Origin of the sequence: Paraburkholderia sp. (genome assembly GCF_035948235.1) — a bacterium.
GTDB lineage: Bacteria > Pseudomonadota > Gammaproteobacteria > Burkholderiales > Burkholderiaceae > Paraburkholderia.
Genome location: NZ_DASZJJ010000286.1, coordinates 1 through 15264, shown reverse-complemented (window position 1 = coordinate 15264; position 15264 = coordinate 1). Strand labels below are relative to the sequence as shown.

Below are 15264 nucleotides of genomic sequence, written 5' to 3'. Positions count from 1 at the left end.
CGCGCCCCGAGTTTCTCCGCGAATTCCTCTGCCTTGATCCCGCGTGCGCCTGTCGCTGCGGGCGCGTTCGCGTTGGCCGCCGCAGCCTAGGAGAACCGCCGATGCAAGCCTGGGTCACCGATCTGCAACAACTGCTCGCGCACGGCGACGCCGCCGTGCTGGTCACGGTCGCGCGCGCCGAAGGCTCGGTGCCGCGCGAGGCCGGCACGAAGATGATCGTCACGCGCGAGGCCGCGCGCCACACCATCGGCGGCGGCCACCTCGAATGGAAAGCCATCGAAATCGCGCGCCAGGTGCTGCGCGACGGCATGCGGATGTCGCACGCGCGGCGTCTGGAGCGCCTCGCGCTCGGGCCGAGTCTGGGCCAGTGTTGCGGCGGCGCGGTCGTGCTCGCGTTCGAGCGCCTCGATGTCGCCGATCTGGGCTGGCTCGCCACGCTGTCGCGGCGCCTGGCGGCAGGCGCATCGACCGTTCGTAGCGTATCATTCCGCTCCTCGCGGAATGGGGCCGCTTCATTGACTGCAATTGCGGCAACGGATTCGGATGCGGGCGCCGTCATGCTTTCGGAACCGGAGCCGGGCGTGGAATCGCCCGATTGCCTGCTCTGGGACACCGGAAGTAACGGCGCAAATAACGGGGCAAACAGCGGGGCAAACAGCGCCGAAACCACGCTGCTGCTCACCGAAACGATCGCGCCCAACGATTTTCCCGTCGTGCTGTTCGGCGCGGGCCACGTGGGTGCGGCGCTGGTGCGCGTGCTGGGCACCTTGCCTTGCCGGGTGCGCTGGGTCGATGCCCGCGACGCCGCGTTTCCCTCGCCGGAAGCGTTTGCGGCGCTCGGGGCGACCAACGTCGCGATCGACGCCAGCGACACGCCCGACGACGCCGTCGAAGCCGCGCCGCCCGGCACCAGCTTTATCGTGATGACGCACGATCATGCGCACGACCTCGATCTCGCCGAACGCATCCTGCGCCGCGGCGACTTCGTGTTCTTCGGCATGATCGGCTCGCACAGCAAGCGCAAGCAGTTCGAAGAGCGTCTGGCCGCACGCGGCATCGATCCGATGCAGATCGCGCGCATGAATTGCCCGCTCGGTGTGGACGGCATCGTCGACAAGACGCCCGAGGTGATCGCAATATCGGCCGCCGCCCAGTTGCTGCAGGCAATCGAGGCCGCCGCTGCGCACGCCCATGCGCACGCGCCGGCCGCCCTGCCCCATGTGTCCCATTCCGCGTGATGTCACCCACGAACACTTGACCGACCAGATCATGACCATCACGACCCACGCTAATCCGCTTGTCCAGAAAGCCTTCGGCGCGCCCAAGTCCGAGCTGCATATTCACATCGAAGGCTCGCTTGAGCCCGAACTGATCTTTGCGCTGGCCCAGCGCAACCACGTCAAGCTGGCCTACGAATCGATCGAAGCGCTGCGCGCGGCCTACGCGTTCACCGACCTGCAATCGTTCCTCGACATCTATTACGCAGGCGCGAGCGTGCTGCTGCACGAGCAGGACTTCTACGACATGACGATGGCGTACTGCGAGCGCGCGCTCGCGGACAACGTCGTGCACACCGAAATTTTCTTCGATCCGCAAACGCACACCGAGCGTGGCGTGTCGATCGACACCGTAGTTGCGGGCATCGACCGGGCGCTGGCCGACGCCGAAAAGCGCGGCCTCACCAGCAAGCTGATCCTGTGCTTCCTGCGCCATCTGAGCGAAGCCGATGCGCTCGCCACCTGGGACGCCGCGCTGCCGCTGTTCGATCGCTACCCGCGCATGATCGGCGTGGGTCTGGACTCGTCCGAGCGCGGTCATCCGCCCTCGAAGTTCGAGCGCGTGTTCGAAAAGGCGCGCGCCAAGGGGCTGAAGCTCGTCGCGCACGCCGGCGAGGAAGGCCCGCCCGCCTACATCTACGAAGCGCTCGATCTGCTCAAGGTCGATCGCGTCGATCACGGCGTACGCAGCATCGAGGACCCGGCGCTCGTTACGCGTCTGGCGGACTCGCGCGTCGCGCTCACCGTCTGCCCGTTGTCGAACACCAAGCTCTGCGTGTTCGACGACATGACCCAGCACACGCTCAAACAGTTGCTGGACCAGGGCGTGGCCGTGACCATCAATTCCGATGATCCGGCTTACTTCGGCGGCTACGTCAACGAGAACTACAGCGCGATCATCGAAGCGCTCAAGCTCGACGACAAAGAGGTGTACACGCTCCTGCGCAATGGCTTCGAGGCGTCGTTCGTGACGCCCGAGGAATGCGCCGCGCTGGTGGCGAAGCTCGATCAGTACTGGAGCCGCGCCGTGGCCTGACCCCGCGCAGAACGTTTCAGCCCGGGCAACACCCTCCTCCAGGGCCCCGCGCGCGTGCGCCGGGCCGGGGGGCTGCTCGCGCCCAATTTTTGCGCGCCGCCTATTCAGGAGCGGCGCGCGCAAGCATCCTGCGCCCGCATACCTGAATTTTTCGGAGACGAAGTTCCATGACTCAATCGGCTTTTCGCGCACAACTCCTGACCTTCACCGGCGACCCCGCGCAGTCGCCCGACGCGGCGCAATTCCACGAGGACGGCGTGGTGATCGTCGAGGACGGTCGCGTGGCGGCCTCCGGCGCCTGGTCGGCGCTCAAGGACCGCGTGAGCGAAGGCGCAAAGGTGCACGACCTGCGCGACAAGCTGATCGTGCCGGGCTTCATCGACACGCACATCCACTACCCGCAGACCGACATGATCGCGTCGCCGGCGCCAGGCCTGCTGCCGTGGCTGGAGACCTATACGTTCCCGACCGAGCGCGGCTTCGAGAACGAGGCCGTCGCGCAGGACACGGCGCAATTCTTCGTCGACGAACTGCTCAAGAGCGGCACGACCACGGCGCTGGTCTATTGCACGGTGCACAAGCAGTCGGCCGATGCGCTCTTCACCGCCAGCGAGGCAAAGAATCTGCGCATGGTCGCGGGCAAGGTGCTGATGGACCGCCATTGCCCCGAATTCCTGCGCGACACGCCGCAAACCGGCTATGACGACAGCGCGGAGCTGATCGGGCGCTGGCACAACAAGGGCCGCCAGATGTACGCGCTCACACCGCGTTTCGCGCCGACGTCGACCGAGGCGCAGCTCGAAGCCTGCGAGGCGCTGGCGAAGGCGCACGGCGATATCTTTATCCAGAGCCACGTCGCCGAAAATCTCGACGAGGTGAAGTGGGTCAAGGAACTGTTCCCGCGTCAGCGCAGCTATCTGGATGTCTACGATCGTTACGGACTCCTGCGTCGTCGCGCGGTGTACGGCCATTGCATCTGGCTCGACGATGAGGACCGCCAGCGCATGGCGGCCACCGGCACGGTCGCGGCGCACTGCCCGACTTCGAATCTGTTCCTCGGCAGCGGCCTGTTCGACTTCGACAAGGCCAACGAATCGCAGATGCCCGTGACGCTGGCCACCGACGTGGGCGGCGGCACGTCGTTCTCGATGCTGCAGACCATGAACGAGGCGCACAAGGTCGCGCGCATGGGCGGCCATCATCTGACGGCCACGCGCATGTTCTGGCTCGCGACGGCGGGCGCCGCGCAAGCGCTGGATCTCGCCGACAAGATCGGCACGCTCGCGCCGCAGACTGAAGCCGACTTCGTCGTGCTCGATCCGAAGGCCACGCCGCTGCTCGCGCGCCGCACTGCGCGCGCCGAATCGCTGGAAGAGCTGCTGTTCGCGTTCGCGCTGCTCGGCGATGACCGCGCGGTGTTCGAGACCTATGCGGCAGGCGCACGCGTGCATAGCCGGGAAGCCACGTAACGCCAGCTAGCTGAGCGTCGGCCCAAAAGCAAAGCGCGCCGGACCCGAAGGTCCGGCGCGCTTTTTTTGGCCCGATTCGCCACTTATTTTGCAGGCGCGGAGGCAGCAGCGGAGGGAGGCATCGCAGCCGCCGGTGCCGCCGGCGTCTCGTTCGGCGCGCCACCGTTTTTGTCGACCGGCAGCTTCACTTGCGTGACCGTGCCGTTCTGCAACGGGAAGTTGGCAAGCGCGCTGCGCACCAGATAAGGCATCACGCGCACCAGAGAGGGATCGTCGCCCGAGGCGCGCGCGGAGACGTTATACAGCTCCTTGCCCGAGACCTTGTCCGTGATGCGGATCGCCAGCACATGCGAATAGACCGGATAGCTCTGGTTCACATAGGCCGGGCCGTATGGCCCCCACGGTCCCCACGGATTGAACGGCCCCCAGTACGGGCTTGGCCACGGGTTGTAGAACACGGGCTGGGCGACCGTCACCGTGTCCATGCGGCTGCCGTAAGCGAGACCCACGAGATAGTGCGCCTGCGGCTGCGGCACCTGATGGAACGCCTGGGTCGCGAGACCGTCGGCGACCAGGTTCTCATAGGTCGATTGCTCGATGCTGTGCTGCTGTTCGGGGTTGCGCGTGAACGCATAGGTGCGCGTGGCGTCGCTGCCGCCTTCCCACGCGGAAAACGCCGTTACCTGGCTCGTCACGTAGGTGGTACAGCCGGACAGCGTCACGGCGAGCGCGCCCAGCAACAGCCGGGCGCGGCGGGTCCATCGGTCGGGCATCATGGTCTTCTCTTGCAGTCTTGCCAGTGGTTGTGAGAGCGCAGTCGTGGGGGCCGCTCCTTCTCGTACCAATCCGGTACGAATCTGCCGCAGCGTTTATTCCATCGGACGCGCGTCGCTCTGTGATTTTCCGGCGAATCTTTCGCGCTCCGAACGGCTTCGCAGGCATGCGTGATGCTGCGCGGACGATGCGGCAAGCCCGATCATACTGACTCGCGCGACAGCGTGAAAGTTCGGCTGCCTTGCGCCCCGCTCCCTACCCGACTACCGCACGCGTGGCCGCCCTTCGGACAAGCCGCCCGAGCCTTTGTACAATGGGACGACCGGCCGCCATCCGTGCCCCCAACGCAACGGGCTGCAACGGACACGCGGCCACCGAATCGACTGACGCCCGATCCCACGAACCGACGACCCGACGTTTCCCCGCACGAGACCATGTCCGATACCGCTACGCCTACCGTGATCCGCCGCGAAGACTACGCGCCACCCGCCTTCCTGATCGATACCGTCGATCTCGAATTCGATCTCGTGCCCGAGCGCACCATCGTCAAAAGCACGCTCGCCGTGCGCCGCAACCCCGATGCGAAGCACGCAGCCCACCTCGAATTGATGGGCGAACAGCTGGAGTTCATCGGCGCGGCCATCGACGGCCAGCCCTGGGAACAGGTGCGCGCGCACGAACACGGCCTGACGGTCGAAAACGTGCCCGAGCGCTTCACGCTCACGCTCACGGGCGCCTGCGACCCGGCGGCCAACACCACGCTCTCCGGCCTCTACGTGTCGAGCGGCAACTTCTTCACGCAGTGCGAAGCCGAAGGCTTTCGCCGCATCACCTGGTTCCTCGACCGTCCGGACGTGATGTCCACCTACACGGTGACGCTGCGCGCCGACAAAACCCTGTACCCCGTGCTGCTGTCCAACGGCAACCTGATCGCCGAAGGCGAGCTGCCCGATGGCAGCCACTATGCGAAGTGGGAAGACCCGTTCCGCAAGCCGAGCTATCTGTTCGCGCTGGTCGCGGGCAAGCTCGTCGCGCTGGAAGAGCGCATCCAGTCAGGCTCAGGCAAGGAAAAGCTGCTGCAGGTGTGGGTCGAGCCACACGATCTGGACAAGACGCGTCATGCGATGGATTCGCTGATCCACTCGATCCGCTGGGACGAGTCGCGCTTTGGCCTCGAACTCGATCTCGACCGCTTCATGATCGTCGCCGTGAGCGACTTCAACATGGGCGCGATGGAGAACAAGGGGCTCAACATCTTCAACACGAAGTACGTGCTGGCGAACCCCGAAACCGCCACCGACGTCGACTTCGCCAACATTGAAGCCGTGGTCGGCCACGAGTACTTCCACAACTGGACCGGCAACCGCGTGACCTGCCGCGACTGGTTCCAGCTGAGCCTGAAGGAAGGACTGACGGTGTTCCGCGACCAGGAGTTTTCGGCGGCGATGTCGGGCGGCGACGAAAACGAAGCCGCACGCGCGACCAAGCGTATCGAGGACGTGCGCGTGCTGCGCCAGATGCAGTTCGCCGAGGACGCGGGCCCGATGGCGCATCCGGTGCGCCCGGAAAGCTACGTCGAGATCAACAACTTCTACACGATGACGGTCTACGAGAAAGGCTCGGAAGTCGTGCGGATGTATCAGACGCTGTTTGGCCGTGACGGCTTCCGCAAGGGCATGGACCTGTACTTCCAGCGCCACGACGGCCAGGCCGTGACCTGCGACGATTTCCGCCGCGCCATGGCCGACGCCAATGGCCGCGACCTCGCGCAGTTCGAGCGCTGGTACAGCCAGGCGGGCACGCCGCGCGTAAGCGTGACCACGCACTACGACGCGGCAGCAAAGCGCTACAGCGTGACGCTTTCGCAAGGCTATGCGAACAGCTCGCCGGCCGCGCGCGAAACGCAGAAAGGCCCGCTGCTGATTCCGTTCGCGATCGGCCTGATCGGCCCGGACGGCCGCGATCTGCCGCTCAAGCTCGAAGGCGAAACCCAGCCAGGCGCGACCACGCGCGTGCTTGAAGTGACCGAAACGCAGCAGACTTTCACCTTCGTCGATGTCGACGCGAAGCCCCTGCCCTCGCTGCTGCGCAACTTCTCGGCGCCCGTGATCGTCGAGTACGACTATGGCAACGACGAACTCGCCTTCCTGCTCGCGCACGACAGCGATCCGTTCAACCGCTGGGAAGCCGGTCAGCGTCTGGCCACGCGCGAACTGCTCTCGCTGGCCGCGCGCGCCTCGGCAGGCCAGCCGCTCGAAACCAGCGATGCGCTGGTGCAGGCGTTCAGCCGCGTGCTGACCGACACGTCGCTCTCGCCGTCGTTCCGCGAACTCGCGCTGATGCTGCCGTCGGAAACCTATCTTGCCGAGCAGATGGCGGAGTCGGACCCGGCCGCCGTGCACGCCGCGCGCCAGTTCGTGCGCAAGCGTCTGGCCACGGCGCTCAAGGCCGAATGGCTCGCGGCTTACCAGGCCAATCTGACGCCGGGCGCCTATGAGCCGACGCCGGAAGCCGCGGGCCGCCGCGGTCTGAAAAATCTGGCGCTCTCGTACCTGAGTGAACTCGACGATCCCGCCGACGCCGTGCGTCTGGCCACCGCCCAGTACGACGCCGCCGACAATATGACCGACCGCGCGGCGGCACTGTCGGCGCTGATGAATGCCTCGGCGGCTACGAACGCGGGTTACGCCAGAAAGGCGCTCGAAGACTTCTATGCGCGCTTCGAGAAAGAGCCGCTCGTGATCGACAAGTGGTTCTCGCTTCAGGCCACGCAGCGCGGCACGGCGCAACGCCCGGTGATCGACACCGTGCGCGCGCTGATGCGCCATCCGGCCTTCAATCTGAAGAATCCGAACCGCGCGCGCTCGCTGATCTTCAGCTTCTGCGCGGCCAATCCGGCGCAGTTCCACGCCGCCGACGGCTCGGGCTACGCATTCTGGGCCGAACAGGTGATCGCACTCGACGCCATCAATCCGCAGGTCGCGGCGCGTCTGGCCCGCAATCTTGAACTGTGGCGCCGCTTCACGCCAAAACTGCGCGACGCGATGCGCGCCGCGCTCGAACAGGTCGCCGCGCGCGTGAAGTCGCGCGACGTGCGCGAGATCGTGGAAAAAGCGCTGGCCTGACGCTTTAGACACAGCACGACAAGCCGGCCTGACGAACATCGTCGGGTCGGCTTTTTTTGCGCTTTTTTCCCGCATTTTTTTCGAATATTTTTGCCGGCCAGGACTGCTGCGCGGCACGCCAGGCCGCGCACGCACGGCTTTTTTACAGCGTCGCGCACCGGGCAGTCACAGCCCAGCGGGTAGAATTGCGCTATTCCCCAAGCTCCCCGGAGTACTGCAATGGCTTTGCAACGTCGTACCACTCTCACGAAATACCTGATCGAGCAGCAACGCGAACACAAGAACCTGCCCGCCGATCTGCGTCTGTTGATCGAAGTCGTCGCGCGCGCGTGCAAGGCGATCAGTTTCAACGTCAGCAAGGGCGCGCTCGGCGATGCGCTGGGCACCGCCGGCAGCGAGAACGTTCAGGGCGAAGTGCAGAAGAACCTCGACATCCTGTCGAACGAGATTCTGCTCGACGCCAACGAATGGGGCGGCAACCTCGCGGCCATGGCCTCCGAGGAAATGGAAACCTTCTTCCCGATCCCGGCCAACTATCCGAAGGGCGAATACCTGCTGGTGTTCGATCCGCTCGACGGCTCGTCGAACATCGACGTGAACGTGTCGATCGGCACGATCTTCTCGGTGCTGCGCTGCCCGGACGGCAAGCAGGCTACCGAAGAATCGTTCCTGCAACCCGGTACGCAACAGGTCGCGGCGGGCTACGCCGTGTACGGCCCGCAAACCGTGCTGGTGCTCACGACCGGCAACGGCGTGAACTGCTTCACGCTCGATCGCGAACTGGGTTCGTGGGTGCTTACGCAGAGCAATATGCGCATCCCGGAAGACACGCGCGAATACGCGATCAACGCCTCGAACGCACGCCACTGGTACGAGCCGGTCCAGAAGTACGTCGGCGAGCTGAACGACGGCAAGGATGGCCCGCGCGGCGAGAACTTCAACATGCGCTGGATCGCCTCGATGGTCGCGGACGTGCACCGTATCCTGAATCGCGGCGGCATCTTCATGTATCCGGCCGACAAGCGCGATCCGTCGAAGCCGGGCAAGCTGCGCCTGATGTACGAAGCGAACCCGATGTCGTTCATCGTCGAGCAGGCAGGCGGCGTCGCGACCAACGGCGAAGACCGCATCCTCGACATCCAGCCGACCAGCCTGCATGAGCGCGTCGCGGTGTTCCTCGGTTCGAAGAACGAGGTCGAGCGCGTCACGCGCTATCACCAGGAAGCCAAAAAATAAAAAGATGAAGAAAGTGCTTGCATTCTTAGAGGCACTTTCCTATAATCTTTCTTCTCTGATGTGACGCCGGAATAGCTCAGACGGTAGAGCAGCGCATTCGTAATGCGAAGGTCGGGGGTTCGATTCCTCTTTCCGGCACCACCAAGTTTCAACAAAAAGCCCAGTCTTCGACTGGGCTTTTTGCTTTTCAACGCCGGCGTGAAGGCCGAGTCGGGCCCAGTCGCCATGACCGGGCCGCACGAACACTACGAACACCTCACTCGTTTGCGGTCTTTTTCGCGACCCACTCCGCCAGCGCCGCGCGCACCTCATCGAGCACCGGCCCCCACTGCCCCAGTTCGCTCTGCCTGAAAAGCCGCACCGACGGATACCACGGACTATCGGTGCGCGCCGCCATCCAGCGCCAGTCCGTGCAGGCGGGCAGCAACACCCAGACCGGCACGCCGGCCGCCGCCGCAAGATGCGCCACCGATGTATCGACGGTCACGACCAGATCGAGCGACTGCACAATCGCGAGCGTGTCGTCGAACGTCGCGATGCGCTCGCCGAGCGGCGTCATGTCGATCGTTGCAGGCAGGGTTTCGAGCGCACGCTGCGCATCGCCCTTTTGCAAGGCGAACCACGAAACGCCCGGTTGCGTGAGCGTGGGCTGCAACGCCTCCAGTGTCGTCGAGCGGTAGCGGTCCAGATCGTAGTCCGGATTGCCTGCCCACACGAGTCCGGCGCGCAGCATCCCCCGCCCTTTGCCTTCGTGCGTCAACGCATCGAGCTGTGCACGCCAGCGCGCAATCTCCACCTCAGGCGCGTGCAGATAAGGCATGGCTACGGGAAGATCGCTCAGCGTGAGCTTCATGTGTTCGGGCATACGGAACATGCGGCACCAGAAGTCGTAGCCGTTGCCCGGCAATTTGTTGAGGGCCTCGCGCACACCGCTCGCGCGGCTCGCCACACCCAGAATCGCCGCGTCGACCCAGACATCGACGTGCGCGCCAGCCCGATGCAGCCAGTCAGCGCAGCGCAGCAACTGGATCTGGTCGCCGAGCCCCTGCTCGCCGAGCAGCAGAAATCGCTTTCCCGCCACCGGCTCGCCTTGCCATTCGGCAAACGATGGGCGCGCGAGCGTGCGGTTTTTTGCCAGCCGTTCGTGCCACGCGTACTGCTTCCAGCCCTCTTCGAACGCGCCCTCGCGCAACATCGATACGGCCAGATTGAACTGCACGGACTCATCGGCCGGCGCGAGGCGCGCGGCTTCAAGGTTGTGACGATGCATGGCGCTGAAATCGCCCCGCATGTGCGACGCGTAGGCCGCGTTGTGGTGTAGCAGCGCGAGTGTGGGATCGACGGCAAGACCCTGCTTGGCCACCTCGAGCGCGGTGTCGAAGCGGTCGAGCTTGTTCAACGCAAAAGCGAGCTCTTTGAGCGCGACGGCGTCGGCGGCAAATTCAGCGCGCAGTTGCGCGATCAGCGCATCCGCCTGCTCGTGACGACCGAGCCGGAATGCCAGCCTGAGCAGGTCCAGTCCGTCAACGAGGCGCGCGGCGCCAAGCCGCCAGGCGTGCTCCAGATGACGCATGGCAACGGCATCGTCGCCCGCCTCCAGGCTGAAATCGGCCAGACGCCGCGCCGCGTGATGAAGCGCCGGATCGAGCGCGAGCGCTTTGTCGTAATGCTGGTGCGCCTCCTCCCGGCGGCCTGCAAGCGTCAGCACATCGGCAAGATTTCGGTGCAGCGTGGACGTGTCCCCCGCGAGCATCAGTGCGCGATGATAGGCCGCTTCCGCCAGGACGTGCTCGCGCGCCATGGCCGCGATCAAGCCACGGTGTTCCCATAGCTCGGCATTCGTGGGCGCAACCTGTATCGCGCGATCGAGATAAACGGGCGCGTCATTCGTGCGCCCTGAGCGCATGCAGGCGAGCGCGAGGCAGTGCAATGCACCGCGATGGTTCGGCTGGCGCGTCAGCACGCGTTCGTATTGCAGGATGGCGTCGGCATGGTGGCCGGCGGCGAGGTGCCGGTCGGCGAGCGCAAGTTGCTCGGCGAGCGACAGATCGTCGGCAGGGGGCGGTGCGATTGCAGCGTGATTCATGGTAGGCGGGAGCGGACGGGCCGTGGCGGTGTTTTAAAGATAGCGAAATGCATTCGCAGATCGAATCGGACGGGTCCGAAAAACCCTCCTGCGGCATGAGACCCTCTCACCTGATGTGCGAAGCGTTCTCATTCTTCTGGCCACTCGCACTTCGATTTAAATGAACCGACGAAATGCCGCTGTCTGCTTTTAATCAGCAACATGATAAGAAACGCCCGCTTACATACTTTTAATTGTGTTAACCGCGCGCGAGTCAACGATTACGCATAATGGTTCGTTCTATAGATATAGCGAGGTTCGCAGGAATGAGCGAACGGCAGTGCGATTTGCGGCGGCGCCAATAACACCCGCAACAACAACCGGCATCGTGCGAAGCAGAAGGTCGGTGAACCCGCGCTGGGCCGTGCGTGCGCTCCTGCTGGCGGGCGTGCGGCGGCGCAACGTGCGGGGACCGTGAAGGTGCGGCCCAATGCAAAAAGCCCTCGACTCAACGCGAGGGCTTTGAGGGTATTAACCCGTGAGCCGAATAAGTATATTCCTACTCGCTTAATAAGTCTGTGCGCTGTGCGAATAAAGCAACACACGCACCTGAAAAGCACTTTTACGCCGGGTGACACTAGCGCGGCCAAAGTTCCGAGTCGGATAATCGCCTTACACAGGAGAAAGATCATGGACGCCAAACCGCCAAAGCTTCCGACCCCGGACCAAGTTTTTAGCCCGGATCCGGAACCGGTGGCCGTCGAGTTTCTCGGCGATGAATTGCCCGCACACGTCCGGGCGTTCCTCGACGAGCAACGCAAGGCACACGAACAGCATTAATGAGAAGGCGCTTTGGCGCTTACGGGGCGGGAAAGACGGCAGTCCGTATCGACTGCCGCGTTTGTCTGCGCACGATCGTCGCGCCATCGCATGATGGCGCGTGGTATGGGCTGCGCGCATCTAGCCGCATTCGCAAGACTTCCGCCAATCGCTGACGCACGCCGGTTTGCGGCTCGTGCCGCTTGTGCTCGTGCATGTGTTCGTCAGCGCTTATCCCGATCTTGCGCGCGATAACCGGCTATCCTTCGCTTTTTCCCTCGCGGCCTGCCGGCCTTCACCACGCAATGACTTTCCGCCTTCGCGCGCTCGCGTCCTCGTTTGCGTCCTGCGCTGCCGCCCCGCTGTTCGCTCTGCTCTTCGCCTTGCCCGCCGCTACGGCGCACGCCGACGGCGACGATACTTCCCTGACCAATCTTGTCGCGCTCGTCTCTCAACGCCTCGCGCTCGCGGAGCCGGTCGCGCAATGGAAATGGATTAATCACAAGCCGATCACCGATGCGCCGCGCGAAAACGCCCTGCTCGGCGACGTGCAGAAGCGCGCCACGGCAGCCGGCGTCGAACCGGCGTTCGCGCGCGCGTTCTTCCGCGATCAGATCGATGCCAGCACGCAGGTTCAACAAGCGCTGTTCGCCAACTGGCGCAATTCGCAGGCGCCCGCAGGCCCAGCGCCGGACCTGGCGAGCGTCACACGTCCGCAACTCGATCGCTTGACCGGGCAACTGATCGGCGCACTCGCGCGCGTACAGAGCACGCGCACGGCGGACGACTGCCCGGCGCGGGTGGCGCGGGCCGTAGCGAACTGGAAGGAATTGACGCGCTACGACTCCACGCGCGCCGACGCCATGACACGCGCGCTCGGCCATGTCTGCGAAGCGGGCGGCGTGGGCGGCACGGCCTGAAACGCGTTAAGGCGTCGGCCTAGAGAACGCTGGCGACGCCTTCAGGCGCAGACGGCTCGAGCGGCTGCACGCGCAGACCGCGTTCGAGCCGTGTCTGCAGAATGCGCCAGGTGGAGAGTTCGAAGGGTGCTTCGGCAGAGCTCGCTGCAACGGCGAGCGTGTTCGCTTGCGCCGCACTCGCCGCGGCGCCGAGGTAGCACCAGCGATCGATCACGTGAAAGACCGCCGTACCGCGCACGGCGTCCTGTTCTTCGATCAGCACCGCCCCGCCAAACGGCCAGGGCGCCGAAACCGGATCGAGCTTCGACACCCGCGTCGCGCGATTGAACGATGGCCGCAGTTGCGTGAGCCAGCGCGCCTCGACCAGCAACGCGCCAATCTCGCCGCCCGTCGCCTGCCATTCGACGCGGCGGATCTGCTGCGCCATGCGCTGCTCGCGCGACGAACGGCGCTCACCCGACAGATGCGAACGCACACGCTGACGCACGCGCACACTGCGTCCTACATATAGAGGCGCATCGTTCTCGCCGAAGAAGGCATAAACGCCATGCCCCGCCGGGGCGGTTTCGATCAGATCGTCGGTGATATCGCCCGCGAGGCGATGCCGGCGCGTGAGGCGCTCGATCTGCGTCGCCAGCATCTCATCGGGGACGAGGGCCGGCAGGCGCTGCCAGAATTGCCAGAGCAGATCGGCATCGGCGAGTGCACGGTGGCGATCGGCGGCCACGAGCGCGTGCCGCTCCACCAGCGCATCGAGCCCATGGCGTTTTTCGGCTGGGAACAGCGCGCGCGAAAGCCGCACGGTGCACAGCACGTCAGGATTGAACGTGATGCCTGCCCGCTCGAACTCGGCGCGCAGAAAACCCCGGTCGAAACTCGCGTTGTGCGCGACGAAGAGCTTGCCCGTCAGGCGCTCGAACAGCGCCGGGGCGATTTCGGCGAACGTCGGCGCACCTCGCACCATGGCGTCGCTGATGCCGGTGAGCTGCTGAATAAAGGGCGGGATGGGTTGCTGCGGATCGACCAGCGAGCTCCAGCGCGTGGCCTGCCCGTTCGTCACCTCGACGATGCCGACTTCGGTGATGCGGTGTTCGCCCACCGAGCCTCCCGTCGTTTCAAGATCAACAAAGACGAGGGGGACGTCGCCGGACGACGGTTCGGCGCTCAAATAGGTGTCGGACATGGTGCAACGGTAGAACGGAGAGAAGAAATCCGCACAAGTATGCACCGTTTGAGCAAAGCGCGCAGCGCTTTCGCGAGCAAAGCCGGTTTCGGGATTGTATTTTAATGGCGTGATTGACGATTTTTTTGAATTGGGGTTTTCCCGTCAAAACACAGATTTTTTATAAAGGCAGGCGGTATTTTTATCGGGTCTTTCTTTAAGCCAAAAACAAAAAAGCCCTGGATACCCAGGGCTTTTCTTTATGCGGAGAGCGCAGTTTCAAAACGCTCGACCCGCCTGCCTGAAGTGCGCCAGGACGGAGTGCCCAGATGGCCGAAGCCGCGCAGGCACCCACGGGCACTTACAGCGGCTGGATGTTCGCAGCCTGCTTGCCCTTCGGGCCAACCTTGACGTCGAACGAGACGCGCTGGTTCTCCTTCAGCGACTTGAAGCCTTCCGAGCGGATCTCGGAGAAGTGCGCGAACAGATCGTCACCGCCAGCATCCGACGTGATGAAGCCAAAGCCCTTAGCATCATTGAACCATTTGACAATACCGGTTTCCATGTTTCCGTTTCCCTCGAAATAAAATGACGCGGGCATACCCTCACGCCGAATTCAAACTGAGTCGCCCTCACCGCAATGCCACTGCAATTGAAGCTGAAAGGCCAATTCAGAATTGCCGTTATACGGGGAACGCCAATCGCCAGTCAAGCGAATTTTTTATAACAGCAATCCCGTTTCCGAGATAAACCGGCATGCATCAAAAAACCCGCAAAAACATATGCAAATGAAATGAGAGGGAAGCGTCAGGAGCTTTTTACTCGTCGTATGAAACGCATTGGCTTGAATCGGGAAAAACTACGTGAAATGTAACAATAAGTGTCAAACGTAAGTGTTTTTACCTGTTGTTCGCGTCAGCGGAAAAACTCATGATGAATACAGTTAGCGTGCTATGGGAGGCAATCATGCTGACGTTACTACGACGCTGTTTTCATTGGCTGGTCGAAATAGACAGCCCGGAGTCGGCAGACGAGATCGAAGCGTACGGATCGTGGCACGGCGATCACTGGCAAAACCTGCTGTGTTCGCCAATGGACGCCCGGCACTACGTAATGGAAGACTGGAGCCTGCAGTCTGAGCCGCCTGAACCCCCAGTCCGCTAGGGCACAGAGTGTGGCGGAACGTGCGTGCGCGCACGGCAGGCAAAAAAAAAGCGCAGCCAAGGCCGCGCCGACAAAGGTTTGGAGATCTTTTTCGTCAACGAAAAAGTCTGCTTCGGAAAGCAGCCATTGCAGTATAGCCGCAGCGTTCTGGCCCATTAACTCTGCGGCACACAATCATCTGTTACCTGCGACGCAATAATCGTGGTTGGCACCAATT

Annotated in this window: 12 protein-coding genes and 1 tRNA gene; 9 read left to right on the top strand and 4 right to left on the bottom strand. The window is 63.7% G+C overall.

The window, feature by feature from the left end; genetic code table 11:
• Positions 1 to 101: 101 nt before the first annotated feature.
• The 3 genes from xdhC (at position 102) to guaD (ending at position 3782) form a co-directional block, all read left to right on the top strand.
• Positions 102 to 1238 (top strand): xanthine dehydrogenase accessory protein XdhC, encoded by a 1137-nt coding sequence (gene xdhC / locus VG320_RS25005; RefSeq protein WP_327202746.1) that lies wholly within the window; start codon positions 102 to 104, stop codon positions 1236 to 1238.
• 31 nt (positions 1239 to 1269) lie between these two features.
• Positions 1270 to 2313 (top strand): adenosine deaminase, encoded by a 1044-nt coding sequence (locus VG320_RS25000; protein WP_327202745.1) that lies wholly within the window; start codon positions 1270 to 1272, stop codon positions 2311 to 2313.
• A gap of 167 nt (positions 2314 to 2480) precedes the next feature.
• On the top strand, positions 2481 to 3782 hold the full coding sequence (gene guaD / locus VG320_RS24995) for a guanine deaminase (RefSeq protein WP_327202744.1): 1302 nt from the start codon (positions 2481 to 2483) through the stop codon (positions 3780 to 3782).
• 83 nt (positions 3783 to 3865) lie between these two features.
• On the opposite strand, the gene VG320_RS24990 is transcribed toward guaD, so the two are convergent.
• Complete coding sequence (locus VG320_RS24990) at positions 3866 to 4558, bottom strand: DUF4136 domain-containing protein (RefSeq protein ID WP_327202743.1); 693 nt, start codon at positions 4556 to 4558, stop codon at positions 3866 to 3868.
• 432 nt (positions 4559 to 4990) lie between these two features.
• Between VG320_RS24990 and pepN the strand changes: the two genes are divergently transcribed.
• The 3 genes from pepN to VG320_RS24975 all read left to right on the top strand — a co-directional run bounded on the left by pepN (position 4991) and on the right by VG320_RS24975 (position 9058).
• The gene (pepN, locus tag VG320_RS24985) at positions 4991 to 7681 is read left to right on the top strand and encodes an aminopeptidase N (RefSeq protein ID WP_327202742.1); all 2691 of its coding nucleotides are present in this window, start codon (positions 4991 to 4993) and stop codon (positions 7679 to 7681) included.
• A gap of 219 nt (positions 7682 to 7900) precedes the next feature.
• Positions 7901 to 8917 (top strand): class 1 fructose-bisphosphatase, encoded by a 1017-nt coding sequence (locus VG320_RS24980; RefSeq protein WP_327202741.1) that lies wholly within the window; start codon positions 7901 to 7903, stop codon positions 8915 to 8917.
• A 65-nt stretch (positions 8918 to 8982) separates the two neighbouring features.
• Positions 8983 to 9058: transfer RNA gene (locus VG320_RS24975), tRNA-Thr, on the top strand.
• Positions 9059 to 9173: 115 nt separating this feature from the next.
• On the opposite strand, the gene VG320_RS24970 is transcribed toward VG320_RS24975, so the two are convergent.
• Positions 9174 to 11003, bottom strand: coding sequence for a tetratricopeptide repeat protein (locus tag VG320_RS24970; RefSeq protein ID WP_327202740.1), 1830 nt, complete (start codon positions 11001 to 11003; stop codon positions 9174 to 9176).
• Positions 11004 to 11672: 669 nt separating this feature from the next.
• Here VG320_RS24970 and VG320_RS24965 point away from each other — a divergent pair.
• Together VG320_RS24965 and VG320_RS24960 are read left to right on the top strand one after the other, a co-directional pair.
• The gene (locus tag VG320_RS24965) at positions 11673 to 11822 is read left to right on the top strand and encodes a hypothetical protein (protein ID WP_327202739.1); all 150 of its coding nucleotides are present in this window, start codon (positions 11673 to 11675) and stop codon (positions 11820 to 11822) included.
• A 284-nt stretch (positions 11823 to 12106) separates the two neighbouring features.
• Positions 12107 to 12721: a chorismate mutase gene (locus tag VG320_RS24960; RefSeq protein ID WP_327202738.1), complete on the top strand. Its 615-nt coding sequence runs from the start codon at positions 12107 to 12109 to the stop codon at positions 12719 to 12721.
• Between the two features lie 19 nt (positions 12722 to 12740).
• Here the strand turns inward: VG320_RS24960 and VG320_RS24955 are convergent, their stop codons facing one another.
• Positions 12741 to 13904: an exonuclease domain-containing protein gene (locus tag VG320_RS24955; RefSeq protein ID WP_327202737.1), complete on the bottom strand. Its 1164-nt coding sequence runs from the start codon at positions 13902 to 13904 to the stop codon at positions 12741 to 12743.
• A 340-nt stretch (positions 13905 to 14244) separates the two neighbouring features.
• The gene (locus VG320_RS24950; protein WP_027817418.1) at positions 14245 to 14448 is read right to left on the bottom strand and encodes a cold-shock protein; all 204 of its coding nucleotides are present in this window, start codon (positions 14446 to 14448) and stop codon (positions 14245 to 14247) included.
• A 401-nt stretch (positions 14449 to 14849) separates the two neighbouring features.
• Between VG320_RS24950 and VG320_RS31210 the strand changes: the two genes are divergently transcribed.
• Entirely contained in the window at positions 14850 to 15047 is a 198-nt protein-coding gene (locus tag VG320_RS31210; RefSeq protein WP_414696115.1) for a hypothetical protein, read from the top strand.
• Positions 15048 to 15264 lie beyond the last annotated feature (217 nt).

Excerpts from the sequence above, each read along its gene's own strand:
- xdhC (WP_327202746.1), top strand. The coding sequence starts at position 102 with ATGCAAGCCTGGGTCACCGATCTGCAACAACTGCTCGCGCACGGCGAC.
- VG320_RS25000 (WP_327202745.1), top strand. The coding sequence starts at position 1,270 with ATGACCATCACGACCCACGCTAATCCGCTTGTCCAGAAAGCCTTCGGC.
- guaD (WP_327202744.1), top strand. The coding sequence starts at position 2,481 with ATGACTCAATCGGCTTTTCGCGCACAACTCCTGACCTTCACCGGCGAC.
- VG320_RS24990 (WP_327202743.1), bottom strand. The coding sequence starts at position 4,558 with ATGATGCCCGACCGATGGACCCGCCGCGCCCGGCTGTTGCTGGGCGCG.
- pepN (WP_327202742.1), top strand. The coding sequence starts at position 4,991 with ATGTCCGATACCGCTACGCCTACCGTGATCCGCCGCGAAGACTACGCG.
- VG320_RS24980 (WP_327202741.1), top strand. The coding sequence starts at position 7,901 with ATGGCTTTGCAACGTCGTACCACTCTCACGAAATACCTGATCGAGCAG.
- VG320_RS24970 (WP_327202740.1), bottom strand. The coding sequence starts at position 11,003 with ATGAATCACGCTGCAATCGCACCGCCCCCTGCCGACGATCTGTCGCTC.
- VG320_RS24965 (WP_327202739.1), top strand. The coding sequence starts at position 11,673 with ATGGACGCCAAACCGCCAAAGCTTCCGACCCCGGACCAAGTTTTTAGC.
- VG320_RS24960 (WP_327202738.1), top strand. The coding sequence starts at position 12,107 with ATGACTTTCCGCCTTCGCGCGCTCGCGTCCTCGTTTGCGTCCTGCGCT.
- VG320_RS24955 (WP_327202737.1), bottom strand. The coding sequence starts at position 13,904 with ATGTCCGACACCTATTTGAGCGCCGAACCGTCGTCCGGCGACGTCCCC.
- VG320_RS24950 (WP_027817418.1), bottom strand. The coding sequence starts at position 14,448 with ATGGAAACCGGTATTGTCAAATGGTTCAATGATGCTAAGGGCTTTGGC.
- VG320_RS31210 (WP_414696115.1), top strand. The coding sequence starts at position 14,850 with ATGCTGACGTTACTACGACGCTGTTTTCATTGGCTGGTCGAAATAGAC.